This window comes from Flavobacterium hankyongi (assembly GCF_036840915.1).
Taxonomy (GTDB): domain Bacteria; phylum Bacteroidota; class Bacteroidia; order Flavobacteriales; family Flavobacteriaceae; genus Flavobacterium; species Flavobacterium hankyongi.
Window position 1 is genome coordinate 1687486 of sequence record NZ_CP085725.1, and the last position, 24974, is coordinate 1712459.

Sequence of the window (24974 nt, forward strand, 5' to 3'; positions counted from 1 at the left end):
AGCTACTTTATCTCTATTCTTGCCATTACAGGTAAATGGTCTGAATTAATAAATTCAGGAAAATTTGTAAAGCTCTTAACAGCCATTCTAGAATCTGCAAAAATATAGTCAATACGAGCAGGATAATATTTAAAATTATAGGTTTGGCCAAATCCTTTTCCAGCTTCTTCAAAACTATCTTGTAAATCGCCTTTAATTACTCTATACACATACGAAAAGGCGCTGTTGTTCATATCTCCACAAACGACTAATGGAAATTTAGATGTCTTCTTATGTTCCATTATTATTTCAGCTTGTTGTTGTTGCTTTTTGAAAGCTTCGCTAATACGTTTAAAAACCATTTGTGATTTCTGTTGATTTATTCCTTCAACATTCTCAGACATTTCATTAACATCTGGAGAAATTTTAATAGATTCTAAATGTATATTGTAAACTCTTACAATGTCTTTTCCCACTTTAATATCTGCAAAAATGGCATCATTATTAGAATTGGGAAACACTATTTTTCCTTCGTCAACTATTGGAAATTTAGAGAATATGGCATTCCCCGTTTTTATTTTATCTCCTTTCATGAAAATGGCACGGTAAGGATAAATTTTCAAGTCAATCTTTGCAGATGCTGAAGTCGAATACTCTTGAATACACAGTACATCAGGATTGTTTTCATTCACAAACTTCAAAATATCTTGAGCAACATCATCTCTTGGTATCCAATTAAAAAGATTAAGTAAACGAACATTATATGTCATAACTACAAAATCTTTATCTGAAACTTCACTTTCGTTTGATGAAAACTTATAAAACTTATTAATAAAAGTTATTCCTAATAGTAAGACCAAACCAGATAAAAACATTTGCCTCTTAAACTGAAAAAACCAGTACCCAAAAAACAATGCATTTAAAATCAAGAAAAATGGTAAAATAAGTGTAAGTACAGATAATAAAGGAAACCACTTAGGTGCCAAAAATGGTAGCACATAAGCAAGAAACGTCAATATAGTTAAAACTATATTGAAGAAAAACGCAACTTTATTAAACCACGACAGGTTTTTCATTATTAATTATCTAGTTTAAAAACTAACATTAAATAAATAGTAAAACATTTTATTTTCCAGCCTTAAACAAAAATTCTTTTTCTTCCTTAGTAAGACTGTCATATCCCGACTGACTTATTTTATCCAAAATCTCATCTATTTGTTGTTGTGCTCTGTCTTTTGTTACTACTCTGCTTGTTGTTTTTGTAGGATTACTAGATTTGGGGTTTTTATGTACTTTTTTAAATGGGGTCGTTTCTTTTGATGAGAACAAATTAACAAAAAAATCGAGAACTGAATTAAATCCTGAAGATAAATCAGTTCCAGATTGCAATGCTTTTATGTATATAAAGCCAAATAGTGCTCCTCCAATGTGAGCTAAATGTCCTCCAGAGTTTTCTAATGGCAATTGAATTAAATCTATTACTAAAAACACAATGGCTATATGCCAAAGCTTTACATTTCCTATTAATGCAAGTCTCAAATTCATGTAGGGACTATAGGTCGTGGTCGCAATCAATATTGCCATCACAGAAGCCGATGCTCCAACTAGCAATCCACTTTTATTTTGTAAAAAAGGAAGAAATAAATAAGCGATTAAATACAATAATCCTCCTAAAACACCTCCTAAAACGTACAATCCAACTAATTGTTTTTGAGTAAAAAAAGTGGTAAAGAGCTTTCCAGAAAAATTAAGCATTATCATATTAAACAGAATATGAAAAAAGCCACTATGGAAAAATGAATATGAAAATAATGTCCAAGGTTTCATCAATAACTGATTTAGATTTGATGACAACCCAACATAATTGTAATAATTAATAGGAACATTAAAAAGTTTTAATAACGCAAAAAGAACGCTCGGAATAGCAAAAAGCAATATGTTCCAAAATATTAATTTGGTTGTCATATCACCCATTTTATATTGCGACTTGAAATCGTCTATTAAACTCATTTATTTAATTTAATGCTATTACAATTATAATAAATTAATTCCAACGACGGTCGTTAAATGAATTTTTCTTCCAATACCACATCATGATAAAACCAACAATAGCACCACCTATATGAGCAAAATGTGCAATACCTGTACCACCACCTCCAAAGATGGAACCACCTTTAAGACCTAAAAACAAATCGATAACCAATAATCCAGGCACAAAATATTTTGCTTTTATAGGAATAGGAATAAACATTAAAGCCAATTCAGCATTTGGAAACATAAATGCAAATGCAGTAAGTAAACCATAAATAGCTCCAGATGCTCCTACAGCTGGTACTATATATGCTGAAATGAACTCAGTAAAATCATTTTTAGATAAAATTTGTTCCCAACCTAAATTATACTGCCCTTCATTGAGTAAATTTAAAATATCTTCTGTTTTTTGACCATTTGCAATCAAGGTGTTTAGTCCTGAATGAAAATTATAATAGTTAACTAAAGAATGTAATAATGCTGCACCCAAACCACACGATATATAAAAGAACAAAAACTTTTTACTTCCCCAGAAATGTTCTAAAGCACTTCCAAAAGAATACAAAGCAAACATGTTGAAAAAAATATGTCCAATATTTCCATGCATGAACATGTGAGTTAAAGGTTGCCATACTCTAAATGCATTACTTTCAAAATAATGAAGTGACAATAGTTGTTCTGCTTGAGGAACAAACTGAGTTCCAATAAAAAAAATGATATTAATAATCAGTAATTGTTTTACTGTTGGTGTTATTTGTATCATACGCTAAATTTTTTATCTAAATCTTCTACACTCAATGTGATAAAAGTAGGTTTATTAAAAGGTGATATTGAAGTTTCTTTACAGCCAAATAAATTGTTCACTAAATTTTCCTGAGCAACTTCTGTTAGCAAAGTTCCAGTTTTAACTGCTAAACTCTTTGCCATCGATTTTGCCATACTGTCTATTTGACTAAAACTACTATCTGGAATTTCATCTTGTAAATCGGCAACCAGCTGTTCCAACACAATTGAAGCTTCGCTTTCTGAAACTGTAACTGGCAATCCTGAAATCACTACCGAATCTTGACTAATACCATCAAATATGAATCCTGTATTTTCTAAAGAAGACTTGAGTTCATTTATAAGACTCATCTCATTACCTGAAAAATACAACGTAATTGGGAACAATAATTGTTGACTATTTGCCTGATGAACAGTAATATTAGTCAAGAATTGTTCATATAAAACGCGTTGGTGTGCTCGTTGCTGATCAATAATTAACATCCCAGATTTTATTGGACTAACTATGTATTTTTTATGAATTTGATAAGTAACCGTTTTAGGCTTTTCAATTTCTGCTTCAGAAAATAATGAGTTAATTGTAGCTTCCGATTCAAAATGCATTTCCTGCGGTTCAAAAGTATCTTTTAAACCTACATATAGGCTTTCCCAGCTTGATGATTGCACTTCTCTTTTTGGCTTATAATTTCCAGAATTTACACTCGCTGTTTTCTTCTCATCAGCAAATGGATTAAAAGTACTATCTACTTGAATTGTAGGAAAATCGGCTTCTTTATTTTGATAACTGTATGGTGTATCTAAAGTAGCATCTCTTTCAAAATCCAAAACAGGAGCCACATTAAACTGTCCCAAACTATGTTTCACTGCCGAACGTAAAATAGCATATAATGCATGTTCGTCATCAAACTTAATTTCTGTCTTAGTAGGATGTATATTGATATCTATAGTATGCGGAGGAACATTTAAGTATAAAAAATAACTTGGCTGTGCTCCATCTTTCAACAATCCTTCATAAGCAGCCATTATGGCATGGTGTAAGTAGCCACTTTTAATAAATCTATCATTAACAAAGAAAAACTGTTCCCCTTTATTCTTTTTAGCAAATTCAGGTTTCCCAATAAATCCATCAATGCTAACAATTTCAGTTTTTTCATGAACAGGTACTAATTTTTCATTGGTCTTACCTGAAAAAATATTTACAATTCGCTGGCGCAAATTGGATTGTGGTAAGTTAAACAATTCACTACCGTTATGATAGAGTGTAAAATGAATATTAGAATGTGCCAAAGTTACCCTTTGAAATTCATCTATAATATGACGAAGTTCAACTACGTCTGACTTTAAAAAGTTTCTACGAGCCGGTATATTAAAAAATAGATTTTTTACAGAAAACGACGTCCCTTTAGGTAAAACAGAAGGTTCTTGCGAAGTGAATTTACTTCCTTCAATAACAAGATGTGTTCCTAATTCGTCCTGATCTTGTTTGGTCTTTAACTCAACATGTGCAATCGCAGCAATTGAGGCCAAGGCTTCACCACGAAATCCTTTGGTATGCAAATCAAATAAATCTTCAGCTTTTCTAATTTTTGAAGTTGCATGGCGCTCAAAACACAAGCGAGCGTCAGTAACACTCATTCCTTTTCCATTATCGATTACCTGAATAAGTGTTTTACCAGCATCTTTACAAATAAGTTTAACATCTGTAGCACCTGCATCGATAGCATTTTCCAACAACTCTTTAACTACAGATGCGGGACGCTGAACCACTTCGCCAGCGGCAATTTGATTAGCAACATGATCAGGAAGTAATTGGATTATACTTGACATTGAAAATTATATCTTTTGAATTATGAGTGGCTATACAAAACTCATATATGACAAATTTAACGAAAAGTTACGGGTTATAATAGCTAATGAATTCTTAAATATTCACAAAATGAAAAATCCACTCTCAAAAAGAATGGATTTTACTATTTACTTTGATTAATGAATGTCTTCTAAGCTAATTATCTATTAGCATTTTTTCTTAAATCAGCCATTTTAATTGCTGCGATAGCTGCTTCAGTACCTTTGTTTCCATGTACGCCTCCACTCCTATCTATAGATTGTTGCTCATTATTATCTGTTAACAAACAAAAGATTGTAGGAATGTCTGATTGAACATTCAAATCTTTAATTCCTTGTGTTACACCTTCACATACAAATTCAAAATGCATAGTTTCACCTTTAATTACACAACCAATAGTAATTACACAATCTACATTTTGAGTTTCAATCATTTTTTTTGCTCCGTAAATTAATTCGAAACTACCTGGAACGTCCCAACGAATAATATTTTCAGGTAAAGCACCGCAATCTAATAAAGCTGCTTCTGCACCATTGTAAAGTCCGTTAGTTATTTTGTCGTTCCACTCTGAAACAACAATCCCAAACCGAAAGTCTTTCGCGTTTGGGATTGTGTTTTTATCATAATTTGATAAGTTTTTATTTGCTGTAGCCATCTAAATTTAGAGTTTAGAATTTAGAATTCAGAAAAGAATTTAGAAATTTTCTAACTTCTTATTCCTAATTTCTAACTTCTTATTGAGCTAATCCGATTAAAGCATCTACGTTCATTGCTTCTGGTGCATCTTCGTAGCTTTCTTTAATTTCAGTAAAATATTTCAATGCATCTGCTTTTTTACCTAATGACAATGCAACTTGACCAGCTTTCATCAAGAAACGTGGAGTTGTCACATCGTTTTTAGCACTTTCTGCAGCTTTTACATAAAATTCTAATGCTTGATCAGCTTTCTTTAACTCAGAATAAGCATCACCAATTGCACCAATTGCTAAAGCATTTGTGAATTCATCTTTAGTTTTGAATTCTGATAAATGATCAATTGCTTTTTGGAATTGTTTTGTATTCAAGAATGACATACCAGCATAATACTGAGCTAAATTACCAGCATCTGAACCTCCGTGGTTTTTAATAATATCCAAGAAACCTTGTTTTCCTTCACCTCCGTTTAAAGCTAAGTTGTATAATGAATCACTTGCTACAGGAGCATCAACAGCTTTTTGGAAATACTGTTGTGCTTGGAACATATCACTAGCCGCTTCATTTTCAGCAGGACCAGAAACAAATTTGTTGTACAATAAATAACCAGCAACAATTAGAGCAATACCTCCAACAACTGATAAAATAATGTTTTGATTTTTAGCAATAAACTCTTCTGTTTTAGAAGCAGTTTCATCTAATGTATTAAAAACCGTAGCAGTTGTACTGTCCTTTTCGTCAATGTTAATTACTTCTTCAACATCATTTACATTTTCTACCTTTTCAGCTTCAGGCTTTGGAGCTTTATATCCTCTTTTATTGTAAGTTGCCATTTATATAAAAATTAGTGAGGTGCAAAAATAAAATTTTTATTGAGAAACAAAACATCTTTCGCGATATTTTTAATATTTTGCAGAGCTTTTATATTCAAAGTTTTTTAACTCCTGTAAAAGCTGTAATTTCCCGTTTTTCATGCATTTAAAAAAAATATCTCTTTTAAATTTTAAAAACTTCAGTGAAGCAAATTTTGATTTTGAGCATAAAATAAATTGTTTCGTAGGAAAAAACGGCATCGGAAAAACCAATATTCTTGATGCAATTTTTCACTTGGCCTTTGGCAAAAGTTATTTCAACACGCTTTCAGTACAAAACATTAAGCATGGAGAAGATTTTTTTGTCATTGATGGTGAGTTTGAGAAACAAGACCGTAACGAACAAATTTTATGCAGCCTTAAGAAAGGTCAAAAAAAAGTACTAAAGAGAAACGGAAAATTATACGAAAAGTTTTCAGACCACTTAGGATTTATTCCTTTAGTAATCATATCCCCTACTGATGCCGATTTGATTAGAGAAGGCAGCGAAACAAGACGAAAATTTATAGACAGTGTCATTTCACAGTTAGACAATTCCTATTTACACCATCTAATTAACTATCAAAAAGTGTTGCAACAACGCAATGCTCTTTTGAAATATTTTGCAGCCAACAGAACTTTTGACAATGAAACATTAGAGATTTACAATGAACAATTGACCAATTTCGGCACTAAAATTTACGAAAAAAGAAAGTCCTTTCTAGAAGATTTTATTCCAATTTTCAATACATATTACCAAGATATCTCTAACTCATCTGAAAAAGTCCAATTGGTTTATGAAAGTCAATTAAAGGATCAAGGCTTATTATCACTTCTTCACGAAAACATAAATAAAGACAAAGCATTACAATACACGAGTGTGGGAATTCACAAAGATGATTTATTGTTTGAAATTGAAAATTATTCAATCAAGAAATTTGGTTCGCAAGGCCAACAAAAATCATTTCTTATTGCATTAAAACTAGCGCAATTCGATTTTGTAAAAAAACAAAGTGGTGAAAAACCAATTTTACTTTTTGATGATATTTTTGATAAACTTGACGAAACAAGAGTATCTAAAATAGTTGCCATGGTTAACAACGACCACTTTGGCCAGTTATTTATCTCAGACACACATACTGAACGCACAGAAAACATAGTAAAACAGACCCATCAGAGTTATAAAATATTCAATATTTAATTTATATCTTAGCATAAAATTTAACCTCATGAAAAAAGCAATAATAGCATTTTTATGCACAGCAACAATAACTTTTACAAGTTGTAAAGGACAAAACAAAAACAGTGTTGAAAATATTGAACCAAAAGTTTTTGCAGAAAAAATTTCGACAACTAAAAACGCTCAAGTTCTAGATGTAAGAACTCCAGAAGAGTATAATTCATTACACTTAGATAATGCTATCAACATTAACATCAATGACTCTGATTTTGATAAAAAATTAAGTCAATTAGACAAAAACAAACCTGTTTTCGTGTATTGTTTAGCAGGTGCCAGAAGCGCTAAAGCGGCTGCTCGTTTAAACGAACAAGGTTTTACCGAAATATACAATATGAACGGAGGAATTACAAAATGGAATGCTTCGGGTCTTGGTAAAGCTGTAAAAAGAGAAGGTGCACTTACAATGGCTGATTATCAAAAATTAGTACAAACTGATAAAAAAGTTTTAATCGACTTTAATGCAGAATGGTGTGGTCCTTGCAAAAAAATGGCTCCGTTTTTGGCTAAAATGAAGGAAGAATTAAAAAATGATGTGGTTATTATTCAGATTGATGTAGATAAAAACCAAGAGCTTGCACAAGAAATGAAAATCGAAGGATTACCAACTTTAATTTTATACAATAAAGGAAAAGAAGTTTGGAAAAACTTAGGATACATGTCTGAAACCGATTTAAAAGCTAAATTATAAATGTGGACTAAAGAAGCAGCTCAATTTCTTGACGATTTAACAAAAAACAATGCTACCGAATGGATGCATGAAAATAAAAAGCGTTACGAGAATTACAAAAAAGACTATAATAATTTAATTGCTTCGGTATTAGAGGCCATTAAACCTTTAGATACTTCTTTAGAACCTCTTGAAGTTAAAAATTGCACTTTTAGAATAAATCGTGACATTCGATTTTCTAAAGACAAATCGCCATACAAAACCAACATGGGTATTTGGATGACCACAAACCGAAATAGAAAAAATAGTCCTGGCTATTATATTCATTTCGAAAAAGGAAGATCTTTTATTGCTGGTGGAGTTTGGTGTCCTGAAGCTGATGAATTAAAAAAGATACGAAAAGAAATTGCATTTTTCTACGAAGATTTGGAAACTGCTTTAAATGATAAAACATTCAAAAAAGAATTTGGTGAGTTAGACAAAGACGAAGCAAATAAATTAAAATCGGCGCCAAAGGGTTACAATCCAAATCATCCTGCAATCGAATTTTTAAAGCTAAAAAGTTTTACTTGTTCGCACCCTATTGATGATGAATTGTTTTTTGACAAAGACTTTGGTAAAAAAATAGCCCAAAAACTAATCGCAATCAAACCACTAAATGCTTTTTTAAACAGAGCATTAGAAACAGAAGAATAAAATTAGACTACACAAATGCAAATTCAACATAATTTTTCTTTAAAAAAACACAACACTTTTGGCATCGAAGCAAAAGCAAAAGAATTCGTAGCAGTACATTCTGTAGATGAATTAAAAGAAGTCCTTTCTGAGAACATTTCTAAGAAAAAATTCATTTTGGGAGGTGGTAGTAACATGCTTTTAACTCAAGATATTGATGCTTTAGTTATTCATGTAGATATTAAAGGAATTCGAGTTATAAAAGAAACTGAAGATTTTGTTTGGGTTGAAGCAAATGCTGGTGAAAACTGGCACGAATTTGTACTTTGGAACATCGACCATAATTTTGGTGGGTTAGAAAATATGTCACTAATTCCTGGAAATGTTGGCACCACTCCGGTACAGAACATTGGTGCTTACGGAGTTGAAATAAAAGACAGCTTTATCTCTTGTGAAGCAGTTAATATCGAAAATCAGGAAAGCAAAACTTTCCATAAAGAAGACTGCAACTTTGGTTACCGTGAAAGCATTTTTAAACATGAAGCAAAAGATAAATTTGTTATTACTTCTGTTACTTTTAAGTTGACTAAACAAAATCATAAAATAAATACATCTTATGGAGACATTCTTAAGGAGTTGGAGAAACACAATATTTCTACTCCTACAATAAAAGATGTGAGTAATGCCGTAATTGCTATTCGTCAAAGCAAATTACCAGATCCAAAAGAATTAGGAAACAGCGGTAGTTTCTTTAAAAATCCAATAATTACTCGTGACCATTTTGAAAAAGTAAAAGCACAGTTTCCCGAAGTAAGACATTATGATATATCTGCAAGTGAGGTTAAAGTTCCTGCTGGATGGCTTATCGAACAAGCAGGTTTTAAAGGAATACGTATTGGTGATGCAGGCGTTCATAAAAACCAAGCTTTGGTTTTAGTGAATTATGGTAATGCAAGCGGTCAAGAAATATTGAATCTTTCAAAAGAAATTCAAAAAACTATTTTAGATAAATATACTATTGCAATTGAAGCAGAAGTGAATGTTATTTAATACCTCTATATCATCCATGTCAAAAGATTTTTTTTCTGAAAAAGGATTTGCAATTATAGATAATGTTTATACAGACGAGGAAGTGAATACAATACTTGAGCTAATTGAAAAATCAGATTCAGGTAAAGAAACTTATAGAAAAACACAAGATGTTTTTGCTATTAGGCAAGCACTTAAAGAAATTCCAAAATTAAAGGATTATGTATTTAATGCTAACATAAAAGAGATTATTAAATCAACTGGAGGAGATAATTGCTTTGTAGTAAAATCAATTTATTTTGATAAACCAGAAACATCTAATTGGTTTGTAGCATATCATCAAGACTTGACTATTTCTATAAAAGATAAAGTCCATTCAGAAGGATTTACAAATTGGACAAAAAAACAAAATCAATTTGCAGTTCAACCACCAGTTGAAATTCTTGAAAACATTTTTACAATTAGAATTCATCTTGATACTACTACAAAAGAGAATGGAGCAGTAAAAGTTATTGAAAAATCACATTTACTTGGGATATACAGACCTGAATTACTTGACAAAACTATAGAAAAGGAAACTATTTGTGAGGTAGAAAAAGGTGGGATTATGTTAATAAAACCACTAACACTACATGCCTCTACTAGAACAACAAATCATAAACGTAGAAGAGTTTTACATATTGAATTTTCAAACTCAAAACTTCCTGAGAGTTTAGAATGGTCAGAATATTCTAAAATTAAAATTACCATGTACATCCCTGACTTATATAAAAACGAAAATCAACCGGAAATTGAGCAATTTTTGCGTGATAATGGCTTTGCAATTTTAATTAACCAAACTAATGGTAAACTTTGGGGTACACATACACCATTAGTGTTTGAAAAAACACCTGAGGGAAAAGCTATTTTATCAGGTCACATCTCAAAAGAAAATCCACAGGCTGAAAACTTAAAAGACCGAGAAGAAATCCTAGCGATTTTTAATGGTCCTCACTCCTACATTTCATCATCTTGGTACGATCATGAAAATGTACCAACATGGAACTACGTTGCTGTTCATGTGTATGGTAAGATAACATTATTAACTCCTCACGAAACTATAGAATCGTTAAAAAAGTTAGTAAACAAATACGAAAAGCAACAAGAAAACCCAATTAAAGTAGAAAACCTTTCTACTAAAACCATGTTACAAGCCAGAGGAATTGTTGCTTTTGAAATAGAAATTACCGAGATACAAGCTAAGAGAAAACTCTCTCAAAATCGTGATGATAAAAATCATCAGACCATTATAAATCATCTCGAAAACTCCAAAGATTTTAATTCAAAAATTATCGCTTCAGAAATGAAAAAAGACAGAAGTTAAAGATTTTAACTTCTCCCTACAATTCTCTGATTATTCAATTGCTAATTATCAATTAATAATTACATTTGCACCTTAATTCTAAGGTACTTTATGGAGCTATTTTTACTCATAATTTTTTATTTTTTCATTTCTATTGTATTAATCCAAACAGTGTACTATTTGTTCATTTTTGGAAAATTTTCTTTTGGTAAGAATGAAAAAAATGCTCCTAAACACATCCCTGTTTCTGTTATAGTTTGTGCCAAAAACGAAGAAAAAAACATCAAAAAAAACCTTCCTTTATTAATCAAGCAGAACTATCAAAATTTTGAAATTGTTGTAATTGATGATGCTTCGTCTGACGATACTCGTGACTTAATAGAAGAGTATCAAGCAAAATATCCAACCTTAATAAAACTTGTAAAAGTTGAAAATAACGAAGCGTTTTGGGGAAATAAAAAATTTGCCTTAACACTTGGTATCAAAGCAGCTTCTAAAGAATATTTATTACTTACAGACGCTGATTGCTATCCTAGTTCAGAAAATTGGATTGCTGAAATGACATCGCATTTTACACTTCACAAGACATTTGTTTTAGGATATGGAGCTTATGAAAAAGAGCCTGGATTTTTAAACAAATTAATCCGTTTTGAAACACTACTTACCGCTACTCAATATTTTTCATGGGCAAAAATAGGAAGACCTTATATGGGTGTTGGCCGTAATTTAGCCTATAAAAAAGATGAATTTTTTAAAGTTAATGGATTTATTCATCACATGAAATTACGTTCTGGTGATGATGATTTATTTATTAATGAAGCTGCGAATGGTGAAAAAACCACCATTTCTACTAACCCTGAAGGATTTACTTATTCAAAAGCCAAAGAATCTTTTGGCAATTGGATTATGCAAAAAAGAAGACATGTTTCTACTGCAAAACATTACAAAGTGTTTGATAAATTTCAATTAGGTTTATTTTTTCTATCTCAATTCTTATTTTTTATACTTCCTATACCTTTATTAGCATTACAATACCAATGGATAATAATACTAGCCTTAATTGCGTTCAGGTATTTAATTTCATGGTTATCATTAGGATTTTCTGCTGGAAAGCTAGAAGAGAAAGATGTAATGTACTGGTACCCTATTTTAGAAATAATCCTTATATTGACACAAATTAACGTGTTCATTAAGAACATCTTTTCAAAACCATATACTTGGAAATAAAAAAATACATTGAAAAAGCTGTTTTGGGAGACCAAGTTGCTTTTACTTTCTTACTTGATAGATACTGGAATGAGGTCTATGGTTTCATGCTACAACGTACTGAAAACGAAACGGATGCCGAAGATATTACTATAGAAACATTCTCTAAAGCATTTGATAAAATTTCAACTTACAATCCTGAATTTCAATTCAATACTTGGCTTATTGCAATAGCCAAAAATGTTCATATTGATTTACTTCGAAAGAAAAAATCATCATTATTCATTGATATTTCAGATGAAGAAGATGACATCGCCTATACCGTAGCAGATTCCTCCCCTTCTGCAGAAGATAAATTAATTACAGAGCAAAATTTAAATAGACTTTTACAATACATAAAAGAATTAAAACCTGCGTATCAAGAAGTTATCCAGATGCGTTATTTTCAAGAAATGAGTTATCAGGAAATTGCTGATGAACTTGATGAGCCGCTAAATAACGTGAAAATCAAACTCTTAAGAGCAAAAAAACTTTTAGCTGAGATTATTACGAAGAGTTAAGGCTATTAAAAAGTCAACAAAAATTTTATCTTTGGCAAAAAACCAAACAAATGCAAACTTTCTCTAACCAAGAAAAACTAAAACACTTATTATCATTACCTGTAATTGTAGCTGCTCTAGGCTACTTTGTAGATATTTACGATTTACTTTTATTTGGAATTGTTCGTGTACCAAGTCTTAAAGATTTAGGATTAAACCCAGACACCTCAGGTACTTTAATCATGAATTTCCAAATGATTGGATTATTGCTTGGAGGTATTCTATGGGGAATACTAGGCGATAAAAAAGGGAGACTTTCAGTATTGTTTGGTTCTATTATTGTGTATTCGTTAGCTAATATTGCTTGCGGATTTTTACCTCAACTTCCTTTCGAAGACAAAATAACACTCTATGCAACATTACGATTCATTGCTGGAATTGGTCTCGCAGGTGAATTGGGCGCAGGTATTACTTTAGTATCTGAATCTTTACCTAAAGAACTCAGAGCAATTGGAACTTCTATTGTAGCAGGTTTTGGTCTAATGGGTGCTGTAGTCGCACAACTTTCGGTAGAATTGGCGGGAAGCTGGACAACTGCTTATTTTATTGGTGGAACTCTAGGATTGCTATTGTTGTTTTTACGTGTAGGAGTTGTAGAATCTGGAATTTATAAAGACATTGAGAAAAGAGAAACAGTTTCAAAAGGGAATTTTCTTTCTTTCTTTACTAATGGAGAACGTCTTGTTCGTTATTTAAAATGTATTGCTATTGGATTACCTACATGGTTTTGTATAGGAATCTTAGCCGTTATGGCAAATCAATTTGCTCCAGCTTTGGGAATTCAAAACATAGTCCCTGGAAAAGCTATCATGTGGGGTTATATAGGAATTTCTATTGGTGATTTTGCCAGCGGATTTATTTCTCATTGGCTAAAATCCAGAAAAAAAGCAATTTTCTACATGATGTTGTTTACAATCGTTGGTGTTATCTTAATGCTTTATGGTGGTACCAAAACTGAAGGAATGTACTATTTTTATTGTGCATGGTTAGAATTGGGCACTGGATACTGGGCAATGTTTGTAACTGTTGGAGCGGAACAATTCGGAACAAATATTAGAAGTACAGCTACTACCACTATTCCTAATATGGTTAGAGGATTATTACCTTTAATGTTAATTGGATTTGACTTTTTTAAAAAAGATAACGGGGTTATAATTTCTGCAACAATAATTGGAGTTATTGCATTTGTTTTAGGAATCTATTCAACACTTACAATAAAAGAAACTCACGATAAAGATTTAGATTTTATAGAATAATCATAAAAAAAGGTTTTATCCTTTTTCATTCAAAAATTCATTCGTCTAGGAATAATAATTATTCCTAGACAAATTTTACTTTTTATACCCTTTAACAGTCATCATCTTTCATGAAAATTGGTGATTTTTCTTAAGGGGAATACACCCATTCCTGTTCCATTGTTTTCCTTTCTCTAAGCTGGTTAAAATCCTTTACCAAAAGGGTTATTTGTCTGCCCTCTAGGACTCTGATTATGTAGAATTTTACATCAACAAAGTTTTCAAAATTTCCACAACAAATTAACAGCAAAGAATATGGCTAAGAAAGCAGTTATTATAGGAATAAACGACTATGCACCAATAGGAGCTGGCGGTCCCGATTTAAGTGGTTGCATTGCAGATGCACGTGACATGGCTAATACATTAGTTATATGTGGCTTTTCACCATCAGACATTAGAATCTTAACTAATCAAAATGCGACAAAAAATAACATTATTACTTATATAAAATGGTTGTTGACTGGTAACAAATCTGGTGATTCATTAGTATTATATTACTCCGGTCATGGTACCAGAGTTGCTAATATAGGAACTGATCTAGAATTAGATGGTTTAGATGAAGCAATATGCCCACATGATTATGCATCAGCAGGAGTTATAAGAGATGATGAATTTAAGAGCCTTTTTAAAGGAAAAGTAAAGAAAGGTGTCAGCTTTGATGTCTTTTTTGACTGCTGTCATTCAGGCTCTGGAACTCGAAAAATGAATCTGGGTGGCATCGATGGAATGTTCATTAATGAAACTCCAAGATTCATTCCTCCTATGCTAGAAGATGAATTTTACTTCAATTTTTCAAAAAGTATAGAAAGCAAATCTACAGCAACAGAAACTGCTGAAGGAACTACAACAACAAAATCCTTAAACAAGATACCAGAAATGAATCACATTCTTTGGGCAGGTTGTAAAGATAACCAAGTTTCAATGGAAGGAGATATTTCCGGCATGACAAGAGGCTATTTCACCTACAATTTATGCAAAACACTTAGAGCAACAACAGGAAATATAACTCGAGAATTACTTAACTCACAAATTGCCAATGGTTTATCGGCAATGGGAGCAGCTCAAATTAATCAAACAGAGGGAAAATCTACAAAGCTACAAGTTAAAATATTTGAATAATGGTGGAGTCCGAAAAACCTAAAAAGAGTAGGAAGAATTAAAATCAAATAAATATGACAACTAACAAAAATGACAAACCCATGTTGCAAGACGAGGTTAAAAACTTAAAACCTGTAAAAGCAACAAGAAAAATCAAAGTTGATGAAGACGGAAAAGAACAAATCGAGGCTATTGGGGTAAAGGTCTTAGAAAAAGGAGCAAGAGCGTTAACTGAGCACGCTCCATTCTGTCCAGATCATTTAGATCAAGATTTCAATCCAAAAGCAGATAAATCGAAAACTCCAATTTTTATCGACAGAACAACATTTATGCAACCTGAAGGAAGCAGAACCATTTTTGGAACAGACAATAGAACAGTTTACAATTCAACAGCTTACCCGTGGGGATGTGTAGGTAGAGTTGAAACTGCTTTAGGAATTGGAAGTGGAGCAATGGTTGGTCCAAGACATCTTTTAACATGTGCCCATGTAATTGATTTTAAAAACGATGGATCAACTGGATGGGTAAAATTTGCTCCAATGTATTACAATGGCCCTAATGCAACTTTTGGCACTGCAAACGGTATCAAAACATATTACAAATACAAAGTTAAAGGTTCAGATGGTATAAACTCAACTGAACAACAATATGATTTTGTAGTTATTGTGTTAGACAGAAACGTTGGAAATCAAACAGGTTGGTTTGGTGCAAAAGCTTATACTGACTCTTGGGATGGTTTAGCTTCTTGGACTCATGCAGGCTATCCTATGGATAAAACAGGTGCGCAAAGACCTACATACCAAAATAGTATTGCATTAGATGGAGATGCTTTTACAACAGATGCACATCAAGCAATGTATCATCAAGGTGATATATGGCCAGGGCAAAGTGGTGGCCCATTTTGGGGATATTGGGGATCAACACCTTATGTAGTTGCAGTTCAAAGTTGGCAAACAGCTTCTAACAATGGTGCAAGTGGAGGTTCTGATTTAGTTGATTTAGTTAACAAAGCTAGGACTGAATATCCTTAATTAAATCAAAATGGAAGATGATAAGACAATTGAAGAGATCTTCAAAGATGTCACAGATAGTAACAAACTTCAGTATCTAAAAGAAAAACTTGGTCAAGTTAAAAAAGATAAAAATGGAGTTTCAAATACCTATCCTTCTTTAAAATTCGCTAAATATTTAGAACATAAGGATAACTATCTAAACTTATCCAACAAACTAAATAGTTTAAAAGAGAAAGTTGAAAATGGAGAGATTGACGCTATGACTGAAATGTCTATTTCTGGAGCAACTCATATTAAAAAAACTGAAAATGCACTTAAACTATGGGTAGCTATAGGTTATAAAAATGAAGTCGAGAGAATAATATCTGAAAACACAAAATAACTAAAATAAGGCGTATCCGAAAAGCCTTCAAAAGAGTAGGAACAAACTAAAAATTTAATATTATGCCAGATTTTACACCAATGCCTGATGAAAAAGATTTTTTAAATTATCTATTAGGCGATGTTTTTAAAAAAATGACTAATGGCGGAGATGCCAAAATGTTAGGTCCTAACAATTTTATTGCTTGGGAACCAGTACCCGTAGTCATGGACCCAGAAGCTTTTGATTATGCTTTAAAAGGATTTTTTGGAGCTACTCCAAAATTGGAAAACATGTCAGACGAAGAATATGAAGATGCAAGAAGTTCAAAAAAATACAGCAAATTTGCTTATGCAGAAGAATTTGCTAGAATAGCAGATCAAATTCCAAGTATGATTCCTGAAATAGATCCAGCATCTGGAGCTAGAAAATTCACAATTTTCAGTCCACATCCTGATCATACAAAATCAAATGTATATAGTGATGTATTGGATTATTGCGTGGTTAAAAACTCAAAAATTGATCCTAAAGTTGAAAAGAAATTAGAGACTTTAAGAAAACAAATTGTTACTATTAAAAAACTAGCAAATCCTGATTTTGATGAATCTGTTGTTGAACACCCAGAAGATAATCCAAAATTCATTTATCAATCTTTCCCATCTCCACAATATGTAAAATATTTGGAATATGAAGCATTGTACTATGAAGCTGAGGACAAATTAACAGATCTTCAAAAAAGAGTATCAGATGGAGATAGTGAAGCAATGACCGAAATGGCGATTAATGGCCGTAATTACATCAAAAGAAGAGATGATGCTTTGAAAAGATGGGAAGGAATTGGTTATAAAGGAAAAATTGAAAAAGCTTTAAACTATATTGATGAAATTGAAAGCAGTAATTTTATCACTATCAAAAAACGCTATGAATCTGAACTTTTAGCAGCAAAAAGAACTGGTTTAGGAGGTATGAATACCTATTACTTCTCTCAACCTGTACCGGCAAGTACTTTAGCCAACTCAACAAAATGGTTAGAGTATAAATTTAGTAAAAGTGAATATGAATCAAACTACAAAAGTACAGCACACAGCTGGAGTGCTGCCGCAAGTTTTGCAGGAATGGTTAATGTTGGCGGAACTGGAAAACATAAAAGAATAGATTCATCTTATGACTTTAACCAATTTGAAATGTCTTTTAAAATTGGAAAATGTTATGTATCAAGCCCTTGGTTTGGTAGTACATTCCTTAAATCTCGCTACTGGAAATATTCAAAAAATGGTGCTGAAATTCTAAACAACCAAATGATTAGTGATGGTAATGGTAAAGGATTATTGCCTGCTGTAACTACAGAATTATATTTCATTTCTGATTTAAAAATTGGCTTTAAAAAAGGTTCTGACTCTTACAAAAGAGCAGAAGATGAAGTAAAAGCTGGAGCTCATTTAGCAATAGGTCCTTTTATGTTTGGAGGTACTTACGGCTATGAAGATACTCGTGTAAACAGTACAGGAAAAAGAGAGCAACAAGGATTGTCTTCAGGCGGAATACTACTATTAGGTAGAAAATGTAACATTTTAGACCTATCTCCTAACCCACTTCCATCAATTAAAGATGATGAATGGGTAGAAGTTAACTAATTCATTTTTAAGCCAAACACCATAAGGTGTTTGGCTTTTTAAACAAACTAAAACTAAAAAAATGAAATACTATATCGCACTATACCAAAAACTAAGAGATACTTATTTATCAATTAATTCTAATGAAAATGATTTACCCTTAATATGTCCAACACTAACGATGTATTCTAAGGAAGAATTAGAAATGCTAAGACCTCAAAGCCAAATAACAGATAAAAGTATCATTGGAGAATCGCTTCTTAAAAAAGAGCAAATTTCAAACGAATTAAATTCTATTCCTACCTCTTCATCAAACTGGAATGTGAACCCTGAAAATATTTTATCAGAAGTCTATAAAAATATTTTAGAAAGCATACAACCAATTGGATTGCAGGATCAATTTCTAAAAATAGACATTAAAGATTCTGCCGTTTTATTCGATTCTAGCCAAAAACCAACTAAGGAGTACAAAGCATACTTAAAATATTTAGTTGCTTATGAAAAAAACTTAGAAGTCGTTCAACAACATCTTGAAACATTCGATTCATCAGCGACTGATTTGAAAAAAACAGCTTGGGAAGATAAGCTTGTAGTTTTAGGGTCTAAAGCTAAATTAGCATATGCTGAATTAGAAGTCAAAGGCTATAAAAATGTGGTTGAAAAAGCAATAAATGAAATAAACAACAATACCGAACTAGAAAAATATTTAGGACTTTTAGAATCAACTAAATCAATTTTTGACATTACAAAAAAAACTGGGGTTGAAACACTAGCATCCTATCACAATATAGATTTTAGCCCTTACGATTTTATGGTAAATGAATCAGGCTGGAATAATTTAAAAATTGAAAAAAAGGAATTGGATGAGCTTTATTTAAAAGCTAAACAATCTGCTGGAGGAATTCCTGAAGAAATTTTATCATTAGAATATGACGAAAAATACATCAAGGGTATTGAGCTTGATTATTCATTCATTCATTTAAAAAGAAGTTGGTTTAATAAAGACATTTTCAATCAAAAGTTTTTTTCTCACAACAATGAGAAAAAAGTTTCTGATGGACAAACTATTTCTAATGACTTTCAGCTACCTGCATTTCCAAAAATTATGATTTTAATGAAGAATTTAAAGGTAGATTTAGAAACAAACATACTTGAAAGTCAGATCAACGCAATCAATAACATGATTCATTTTGGTCCTTTGATTTTAAAAAATCAAATGTTTGTAAACAAGCAAAACAATACAAGTTTTTTAAAAGTAATAACAAACAAAGAAACCCTTAGATCAAATCAGCTACAATATTTGGCTAGAAAATCTGAAACGACAACATTAGAAATTCAAAATGAGGTTGCAAAAGAGATTTCTACTGAAACAAATACTCCTATTAAAAATACTATTAGTGCAACACCAGTAAACATGAGAACAATAAACTCTCCTAAATTGGCAACAATGAAGCCACTAGAAATGAGAGCTACAAATACAGCCATTTTGAATGTTAATACAACATTACTCACTCCCATAATTGCAACTTTTCCAATTTTGGGAGCCAGAACAACATTCACCATAAATGATTCGGTGAGCAAAAAAGGGATTTATAAATGTTCAATATCAATAAAAGGCAAAGAAGGTAATAATATAGTTCGAGAAATAGAAACAAATCAAGAAGGAACAATCTCAACTATGTTACCTATTGGAAAATACTCATTAGAACTAAAATGTGATTTCTATACTTCAAAAACTATTGAAATCAATATTGAAAACAACAATCCTTTGAGTCTAACTTATGAACTTTCAAGAGATATTGTAGAATACAAATCTTACTTTTTAATAGGAATGATTTGCGAAAAATTACCCTTAATAAATTAATCCTAAAAACTATGTTAGTAAGTACCGAAACAAGATGGATTTTATCTTCAGATCAGGTAAACATCATAGAAAAATGGTTTTCAAATTATAATGAATATTTTGAGGAAAGTAATTTGTTTCAAAGACAGGATTATTATCTTAAAACTAATTCAACCGAATTAGGAATAAAACTAAGAGAACCAAAAAAGGATGAGAAAGGTGAAGTTATTGCCAAACTGGAAGCTAAAAAACTACTGGAAGATTACGGTGCTAAAAAATTTAGTAATGGTAATAATGGCAATGTTAACTCATGGGTAAAATTTAGTTTCGATACTGATCCGCAAAAAAATCCTTTGGATTTGATTATTGGAAATTCTTCAAATATGCTTTCAAGTGAATGGATCAAAATAGAAAAAGACAGACTTCTAGTAAAATATGATGCAGAAAATGAAAGAATAGTTTCGGGAAAAGAAATGATTGGTAGTGGATCAGGAATTGAACTTACTAAATATAAATTGAACAACAATGTTTACTATTCATTAGGCATTGAATCATTCTCTGATAAAAAAGGAAATACAAATGAAGTTTTTTATCAAACTATGAATTTTTTATTTACGGATATTAAAATTTCAGGTTTAGAGTATACAAACTCGAAATCATATCCAGAAATTTTATTACAAAAGCCATAAAATTTAAAAAATGAAAGATGAGAACAATAAAATACAATGTAAAATGCTCCGAAGTAATCACTTTATGTGAGTTATTAAATAAAATTGGCTACCAATTACCAGTTACTGATTCTTTTACTTTAACCGTTGACACTACTGTTAAAGATTTTCAACTAAAAAACAATTTAGTAGTAGATGGTGTTGTTGGTATTAAAACATGGTCAAAGTTATATGAATTGCAACCCAACTTGACTGACTACAATAGTAAGTTTTTGTCTGAACAAGATTTAATTGATTTTTCAAATCTTTATAATGTAGATCTAGCGACTGTAAAAGCTGTAAATCAGGTTGAAAGCTCAGGAAAAGGTTTTCTTTTAAGTGGAAAGCCCAAAATTCTTTTTGAAGGTCACATATTTTGGAAAGAACTTGAAAAAAGAGGAATTAACCCTAACTCTGTATTGAGTGGTAATGAAGATATTTTGTATAAAAACTGGACAAAAGCACATTACATTGGTGGAGAGGGTGAATATTCTCGATTAGAAAAAGCTATTAGCATCAACAAGGATGCCGCATTATCTTCAGCTTCATGGGGGTGTTTTCAAATAATGGGATTCCATGCTACCAATATAGGTTACAGTTCAGTGACTGAGTTTGTAGATAAAATGTATTTATCGGAAAGAGAACATTTAATTGCCTTAGGTAAATTTTTAGAAGTGCATACGGCTAATTTAATTGATCTATTAAAGGATAAAAACTGGGATAGATTTGCATACTACTATAATGGGGCTGGTTATAAATCTAATAAATATGATGAAAAATTAGCTAGTGCCTACCGAAAATATTCAAACTAATCAATATGGAAAATTTAGTTCTTGAAATGATCAATTTGTTATCAAATAAAAAATTGGTTTATGAAAATGTAGAAAGCGATAGAGATTATTCAGGAGGTGGTTGGTATAGCGACATTAAATGCAGCCTAACACTTTACGACAATAAAAGTTTTGAAGCTAAAAAACAGATTTTTTCGAGTGTTACGGGAGGAGGACTTTCATTACCCAGAGAATCAAATGAAGTAAAATATGGCTATTGGAAAATTCAATATGAATTTCCTAATTTATACTTGGTTCTTCATTACGAAAATGGAGAAGAAGAATTTTTAGAAACAAAGTCTTTAGGCGTTGGTTTACAAAGAGTTGGACAAAAAACCTGGAATCGATATCGCTTAGAGCAAAACTATTTAGTTAAAAAATTAACAATAATTTTAGAAGAAATACTTTTTGGCACAGTTTTTTCATATAGTTAATTAAATCAATGAAAAATTATTAATTAACCATAAAAACCGAAAAATTATGTCTAAGCTAAACATTACCAAAGACGAATGGCTAGAACTTGTTTTTGAAGGAAAAAACAAAGAGTATGGCGCTTATCAATTAAGAAAAGAAGACGGTGCAACAACCACGAAAGCATTTTTTACTGCTTTAGTATTTGTTACAACTCTTGTTGCCCTTCCTATTTTACTAAGTTCATTTGGAGAAAAACCAGTTGTTAAACCAATTGAATTAGGTGATGATCCTATTTTAGAACTTCATCACGTTAATTTACGAGAAGAAATAAAACCCAAATTGCCAGTGGCTCCAAAAACTGCTGCGCAACCTCCTATAACAACAAAAACATTAGTTGATCCACATATTGTTGATGCTGCAGTAGCTCCTGATACAGATTTTACGAAACCAGAAGATGTAGAAAAACCAAATACGGAAAACACGAATACTAATGGTAATATAGGAGGAACTGGCACAACGGTGACTACAACTACGACAACTACTGAAGAACCAGAAGATAATGGAACAACAATTGTTAATCCTTCAATGGTTGAAAAAAATCCTAATTTCCCTGGTGGAATTAATGAGTTTTTAAAATTAGTTGGAAATAGATTTTCTGTTCCTGAATTAGAAGAAGAAAGAACATTAAAAGTTATTGTTTTCTTCGTTGTAGAAAAAGACGGAAGCTTATCAAACATTACAGTACCAAGAAGCCCAGGCTTTGGACTAGATAAAGAAGCTATTAGAGTTCTTAAATCTATCAAAACAAAATGGGAACCAGGTATATTAAAAGGAAAACCAGTAAGAACATCATATTCTTTACCAATTGTGGTAAAAACACAATAAAAAACCTTAATACCAAACATAAAAGCCATTCTTTTCGAATTGAATTGAATGGCTTTTTCGTTGTTTTATTCTGACCAGTAAACTAGATTAACAACAATAATACCGTTAGCGTTTTCAAGATTTTCTGATAATGTAACATCTGTAGAAGAAGTTCCACTCCAGTAACCATTATATGAATCGAATCTATATGTTCCTGCTGGAAGATTTTCAAAACAATTTCCATCTTGGTTTGTTGGATAAATATATTCTCCAGTTACTAAGTTTTGAGCCCAAAACCCATGTAAATCACTTCCATTAACTGGATTTCCTTGATAATCTACTGTTTGAATGCAAACATTATACAATTTAATAGTTTGCTTCAAAGATTGAATCGCATTAATAACTTCAACTGCTTTGTTATCCTGCGCATTTAAAACATTGCTTACTTGCGACAAATAATTAAGTGTTGCATTGTTATTATTATTGCCTAATGCTTCTTCGATTTGATAAGTAAGTCCAATCAATTCGTCATTCAAATTAATTAAATCAGCAGTCAAATTATTGATAGCTTGAGTTGTAAAAGGCATGACCGAAACATTCTTAGCTTCATTTACAAAATAGTCTGTATCGTCAACATTATTTTGTACTGTATTTACTTGTTCAAACATTTTATTATTAAACAATACAGCATTTGGATTACCAATTACTACAATTTCTTTGGTTAACTGATTAACTGCGTTTTTAGCAGCAATTACACCGTTTCTAATGTTTCCTTCTGATTGGATTGCAGAATTTAAATGTTGTTGAGCAGTTTGAGCACTTGTTTGCCCAAAAACTAAAGTTGTCATCGTAATGACATAAAAAATAATTTTTTTCATGATTAATTTATATTAAAATTCCTACAAATTTAACAACTATTTCCAAAACTATTATTCAGTTTTAGTTATCAAATCATTATCTTAAATTATTTTTTATTTTAAACTATTATCCTATTCAAAGACGGTTTTTGATAATAGCTTTTTTGAAAAGTCAAAAAAATCATAAATATCAGTCCATTACTTAATAATTTTCATTCTTTACGTATCTTTGTTGGGCAAAAAAATGCTTTTATGGAAACGGCAACAACTTCAAATATATTACCTGTAGGAAAACCAAAATGGTTAAAAGTAAAATTACCAATTGGTGAAAAATACACTGAACTTAGAGGCTTAGTAGACAAATATAAATTAAATACAATTTGTACATCTGGAAGCTGTCCAAACATGGGCGAATGTTGGGGGGAAGGTACTGCTACCTTTATGATTTTAGGAAATATTTGTACAAGGTCATGTGGTTTTTGCGGAGTCAAAACAGGTCGTCCAGAAGATGTTGAATGGGATGAACCCGAAAAAGTAGCACGATCAATTAAGATCATGAAAATTAAGCATGCTGTAATTACTAGTGTGGATCGAGATGATTTAAAAGACATGGGGTCAATTATTTGGGCCGAAACTGTTAAAGCTATCCGAAGAATGAATCCTGAAACAACTCTAGAAACATTAATTCCTGATTTTCAAGGAGTAGAACGAATTCTTGATCGCATTGTAGAAGTTAGTCCTGAAGTAGTTTCACATAACATGGAAACTGTTCGTAGATTAACTAGAGAAGTTCGAATTCAAGCAAAATACGACCGAAGCTTAGCGGTTTTAAAATATCTAAAAGACCAAGGCATTAGAAGAACAAAATCAGGAATCATGTTAGGTTTAGGTGAAACTGAAGAAGAAGTAATTCAGACCATGAAAGATTTACGTGACGCTAATGTAGATATTGTTACTATTGGACAATACCTTCAACCTAGTAAAAAACACTTACCAGTTAAAGAATATATTACTCCTGAACAATTTGCAAAATACGAGCAAATAGGAAAAGAATTAGGATTCCGTCATGTAGAAAGTGGTGTGTTGGTTCGTTCATCTTACCATGCCCAAAAACATATTCTTTAATCTTCTTTTTTAA

Annotated in this window: 25 protein-coding genes; 18 read left to right on the forward strand and 7 right to left on the reverse strand. The window is 31.5% G+C overall.

Annotation, left to right across the window (positions count from 1 at the left end; all coding sequences use genetic code 11):
* Positions 1-2: 2 nt before the first annotated feature.
* The 6 genes from LJY17_RS07905 to LJY17_RS07930 all read right to left on the reverse strand — a co-directional run bounded on the left by LJY17_RS07905 (position 3) and on the right by LJY17_RS07930 (position 6165).
* Positions 3-1055: an endonuclease/exonuclease/phosphatase family protein gene (locus tag LJY17_RS07905; RefSeq protein ID WP_264543299.1), complete on the reverse strand. Its 1053-nt coding sequence runs from the start codon at positions 1053-1055 to the stop codon at positions 3-5.
* 49 nt (positions 1056-1104) lie between these two features.
* Positions 1105-1989 carry a rhomboid family intramembrane serine protease gene (locus LJY17_RS07910; RefSeq protein ID WP_264543300.1) on the reverse strand — a complete coding sequence of 295 codons (885 nt, stop codon included), beginning with the start codon at positions 1987-1989 and terminating at the stop codon, positions 1105-1107.
* Between the two features lie 34 nt (positions 1990-2023).
* Entirely contained in the window at positions 2024-2773 is a 750-nt protein-coding gene (locus tag LJY17_RS07915; RefSeq protein WP_264543301.1) for a rhomboid family intramembrane serine protease, read from the reverse strand.
* Positions 2770-4620, reverse strand: coding sequence for a DNA mismatch repair endonuclease MutL (mutL, locus tag LJY17_RS07920; protein ID WP_264543302.1), 1851 nt, complete (start codon positions 4618-4620; stop codon positions 2770-2772). The genes LJY17_RS07915 and mutL overlap by 4 nt, the downstream gene beginning before the upstream one ends.
* A gap of 179 nt (positions 4621-4799) precedes the next feature.
* Entirely contained in the window at positions 4800-5294 is a 495-nt protein-coding gene (gene ribH, locus LJY17_RS07925) for a 6,7-dimethyl-8-ribityllumazine synthase (RefSeq protein WP_264543303.1), read from the reverse strand.
* A 79-nt stretch (positions 5295-5373) separates the two neighbouring features.
* Positions 5374-6165, reverse strand: coding sequence for a tetratricopeptide repeat protein (locus LJY17_RS07930; protein ID WP_264543304.1), 792 nt, complete (start codon positions 6163-6165; stop codon positions 5374-5376).
* A 139-nt stretch (positions 6166-6304) separates the two neighbouring features.
* On the opposite strand from LJY17_RS07930, the gene recF reads away from it, so the two are divergent.
* From recF to LJY17_RS08015, 17 genes are all read left to right on the forward strand, one after another.
* Positions 6305-7384: a DNA replication/repair protein RecF gene (gene recF, locus LJY17_RS07935; protein WP_264543305.1), complete on the forward strand. Its 1080-nt coding sequence runs from the start codon at positions 6305-6307 to the stop codon at positions 7382-7384.
* A gap of 28 nt (positions 7385-7412) precedes the next feature.
* Complete coding sequence (gene trxA / locus LJY17_RS07940; RefSeq protein WP_264543306.1) at positions 7413-8111, forward strand: thioredoxin; 699 nt, start codon at positions 7413-7415, stop codon at positions 8109-8111.
* Positions 8112-8786 carry a DUF2461 domain-containing protein gene (locus tag LJY17_RS07945; RefSeq protein ID WP_264543307.1) on the forward strand — a complete coding sequence of 225 codons (675 nt, stop codon included), beginning with the start codon at positions 8112-8114 and terminating at the stop codon, positions 8784-8786.
* Positions 8787-8801: 15 nt separating this feature from the next.
* Positions 8802-9815 (forward strand): UDP-N-acetylmuramate dehydrogenase, encoded by a 1014-nt coding sequence (gene murB / locus LJY17_RS07950; RefSeq protein ID WP_264543308.1) that lies wholly within the window; start codon positions 8802-8804, stop codon positions 9813-9815.
* Between the two features lie 16 nt (positions 9816-9831).
* Positions 9832-11157: an FMN-binding negative transcriptional regulator gene (locus LJY17_RS07955; RefSeq protein ID WP_319800121.1), complete on the forward strand. Its 1326-nt coding sequence runs from the start codon at positions 9832-9834 to the stop codon at positions 11155-11157.
* A 90-nt stretch (positions 11158-11247) separates the two neighbouring features.
* Complete coding sequence (locus tag LJY17_RS07960) at positions 11248-12363, forward strand: glycosyltransferase (RefSeq protein WP_264543309.1); 1116 nt, start codon at positions 11248-11250, stop codon at positions 12361-12363.
* Positions 12354-12902, forward strand: coding sequence for an RNA polymerase sigma factor (locus LJY17_RS07965; protein WP_264543310.1), 549 nt, complete (start codon positions 12354-12356; stop codon positions 12900-12902). Before LJY17_RS07960 ends, LJY17_RS07965 begins: the two co-directional genes overlap by 10 nt.
* A gap of 50 nt (positions 12903-12952) precedes the next feature.
* Positions 12953-14197 (forward strand): MFS transporter, encoded by a 1245-nt coding sequence (locus LJY17_RS07970; RefSeq protein ID WP_264543311.1) that lies wholly within the window; start codon positions 12953-12955, stop codon positions 14195-14197.
* A gap of 294 nt (positions 14198-14491) precedes the next feature.
* Positions 14492-15355, forward strand: a complete 864-nt coding sequence (locus LJY17_RS07975) for a caspase family protein (protein WP_264543312.1) — start codon at positions 14492-14494, stop codon at positions 15353-15355.
* A gap of 53 nt (positions 15356-15408) precedes the next feature.
* Positions 15409-16365: a trypsin-like serine peptidase gene (locus tag LJY17_RS07980; protein WP_264543313.1), complete on the forward strand. Its 957-nt coding sequence runs from the start codon at positions 15409-15411 to the stop codon at positions 16363-16365.
* Between the two features lie 10 nt (positions 16366-16375).
* Positions 16376-16729: a hypothetical protein gene (locus LJY17_RS07985; protein WP_264543314.1), complete on the forward strand. Its 354-nt coding sequence runs from the start codon at positions 16376-16378 to the stop codon at positions 16727-16729.
* A 62-nt stretch (positions 16730-16791) separates the two neighbouring features.
* The gene (locus LJY17_RS07990) at positions 16792-18342 is read left to right on the forward strand and encodes a hypothetical protein (protein WP_264543315.1); all 1551 of its coding nucleotides are present in this window, start codon (positions 16792-16794) and stop codon (positions 18340-18342) included.
* Positions 18343-18403: 61 nt separating this feature from the next.
* On the forward strand, positions 18404-20185 hold the full coding sequence (locus LJY17_RS07995) for a hypothetical protein (protein WP_264543316.1): 1782 nt from the start codon (positions 18404-18406) through the stop codon (positions 20183-20185).
* Between the two features lie 11 nt (positions 20186-20196).
* Entirely contained in the window at positions 20197-20853 is a 657-nt protein-coding gene (locus LJY17_RS08000) for a hypothetical protein (protein WP_264543317.1), read from the forward strand.
* 17 nt (positions 20854-20870) lie between these two features.
* Positions 20871-21683 carry an N-acetylmuramidase family protein gene (locus LJY17_RS08005; protein WP_264543318.1) on the forward strand — a complete coding sequence of 271 codons (813 nt, stop codon included), beginning with the start codon at positions 20871-20873 and terminating at the stop codon, positions 21681-21683.
* 5 nt (positions 21684-21688) lie between these two features.
* Complete coding sequence (locus tag LJY17_RS08010) at positions 21689-22135, forward strand: hypothetical protein (protein WP_264543319.1); 447 nt, start codon at positions 21689-21691, stop codon at positions 22133-22135.
* A 46-nt stretch (positions 22136-22181) separates the two neighbouring features.
* Positions 22182-23000 carry an energy transducer TonB gene (locus LJY17_RS08015; RefSeq protein WP_264543320.1) on the forward strand — a complete coding sequence of 273 codons (819 nt, stop codon included), beginning with the start codon at positions 22182-22184 and terminating at the stop codon, positions 22998-23000.
* Positions 23001-23065: 65 nt separating this feature from the next.
* Here LJY17_RS08015 and LJY17_RS08020 read toward each other — a convergent pair whose 3' ends face one another.
* The gene (locus tag LJY17_RS08020; protein ID WP_264543321.1) at positions 23066-23857 is read right to left on the reverse strand and encodes a hypothetical protein; all 792 of its coding nucleotides are present in this window, start codon (positions 23855-23857) and stop codon (positions 23066-23068) included.
* A 231-nt stretch (positions 23858-24088) separates the two neighbouring features.
* Here LJY17_RS08020 and lipA point away from each other — a divergent pair, with 231 nt between their 5' ends.
* A complete protein-coding gene (gene lipA / locus LJY17_RS08025) occupies positions 24089-24961 on the forward strand; it encodes a lipoyl synthase (protein WP_264543322.1) in 873 nt (290 codons plus the stop codon).
* The last annotated feature ends 13 nt before the right edge of the window (positions 24962-24974 follow it).

Coding starts and splice junctions, on each gene's coding strand:
- LJY17_RS07905 (WP_264543299.1), bottom strand. CDS start 1,055: ATGAAAAACCTGTCGTGGTTTAATAAAGTTGCGTTTTTCTTCAATATA.
- LJY17_RS07910 (WP_264543300.1), bottom strand. CDS start 1,989: ATGAGTTTAATAGACGATTTCAAGTCGCAATATAAAATGGGTGATATG.
- LJY17_RS07915 (WP_264543301.1), bottom strand. CDS start 2,773: ATGATACAAATAACACCAACAGTAAAACAATTACTGATTATTAATATC.
- mutL (WP_264543302.1), bottom strand. CDS start 4,620: ATGTCAAGTATAATCCAATTACTTCCTGATCATGTTGCTAATCAAATT.
- ribH (WP_264543303.1), bottom strand. CDS start 5,294: ATGGCTACAGCAAATAAAAACTTATCAAATTATGATAAAAACACAATC.
- LJY17_RS07930 (WP_264543304.1), bottom strand. CDS start 6,165: ATGGCAACTTACAATAAAAGAGGATATAAAGCTCCAAAGCCTGAAGCT.
- recF (WP_264543305.1), top strand. CDS start 6,305: ATGCATTTAAAAAAAATATCTCTTTTAAATTTTAAAAACTTCAGTGAA.
- trxA (WP_264543306.1), top strand. CDS start 7,413: ATGAAAAAAGCAATAATAGCATTTTTATGCACAGCAACAATAACTTTT.
- LJY17_RS07945 (WP_264543307.1), top strand. CDS start 8,112: ATGTGGACTAAAGAAGCAGCTCAATTTCTTGACGATTTAACAAAAAAC.
- murB (WP_264543308.1), top strand. CDS start 8,802: ATGCAAATTCAACATAATTTTTCTTTAAAAAAACACAACACTTTTGGC.
- LJY17_RS07955 (WP_319800121.1), top strand. CDS start 9,832: ATGTCAAAAGATTTTTTTTCTGAAAAAGGATTTGCAATTATAGATAAT.
- LJY17_RS07960 (WP_264543309.1), top strand. CDS start 11,248: ATGGAGCTATTTTTACTCATAATTTTTTATTTTTTCATTTCTATTGTA.
- LJY17_RS07970 (WP_264543311.1), top strand. CDS start 12,953: ATGCAAACTTTCTCTAACCAAGAAAAACTAAAACACTTATTATCATTA.
- LJY17_RS07975 (WP_264543312.1), top strand. CDS start 14,492: ATGGCTAAGAAAGCAGTTATTATAGGAATAAACGACTATGCACCAATA.
- LJY17_RS07980 (WP_264543313.1), top strand. CDS start 15,409: ATGACAACTAACAAAAATGACAAACCCATGTTGCAAGACGAGGTTAAA.
- LJY17_RS07985 (WP_264543314.1), top strand. CDS start 16,376: ATGGAAGATGATAAGACAATTGAAGAGATCTTCAAAGATGTCACAGAT.
- LJY17_RS07990 (WP_264543315.1), top strand. CDS start 16,792: ATGCCAGATTTTACACCAATGCCTGATGAAAAAGATTTTTTAAATTAT.
- LJY17_RS07995 (WP_264543316.1), top strand. CDS start 18,404: ATGAAATACTATATCGCACTATACCAAAAACTAAGAGATACTTATTTA.
- LJY17_RS08000 (WP_264543317.1), top strand. CDS start 20,197: ATGTTAGTAAGTACCGAAACAAGATGGATTTTATCTTCAGATCAGGTA.
- LJY17_RS08005 (WP_264543318.1), top strand. CDS start 20,871: ATGAGAACAATAAAATACAATGTAAAATGCTCCGAAGTAATCACTTTA.
- LJY17_RS08010 (WP_264543319.1), top strand. CDS start 21,689: ATGGAAAATTTAGTTCTTGAAATGATCAATTTGTTATCAAATAAAAAA.
- LJY17_RS08015 (WP_264543320.1), top strand. CDS start 22,182: ATGTCTAAGCTAAACATTACCAAAGACGAATGGCTAGAACTTGTTTTT.
- LJY17_RS08020 (WP_264543321.1), bottom strand. CDS start 23,857: ATGAAAAAAATTATTTTTTATGTCATTACGATGACAACTTTAGTTTTT.
- lipA (WP_264543322.1), top strand. CDS start 24,089: ATGGAAACGGCAACAACTTCAAATATATTACCTGTAGGAAAACCAAAA.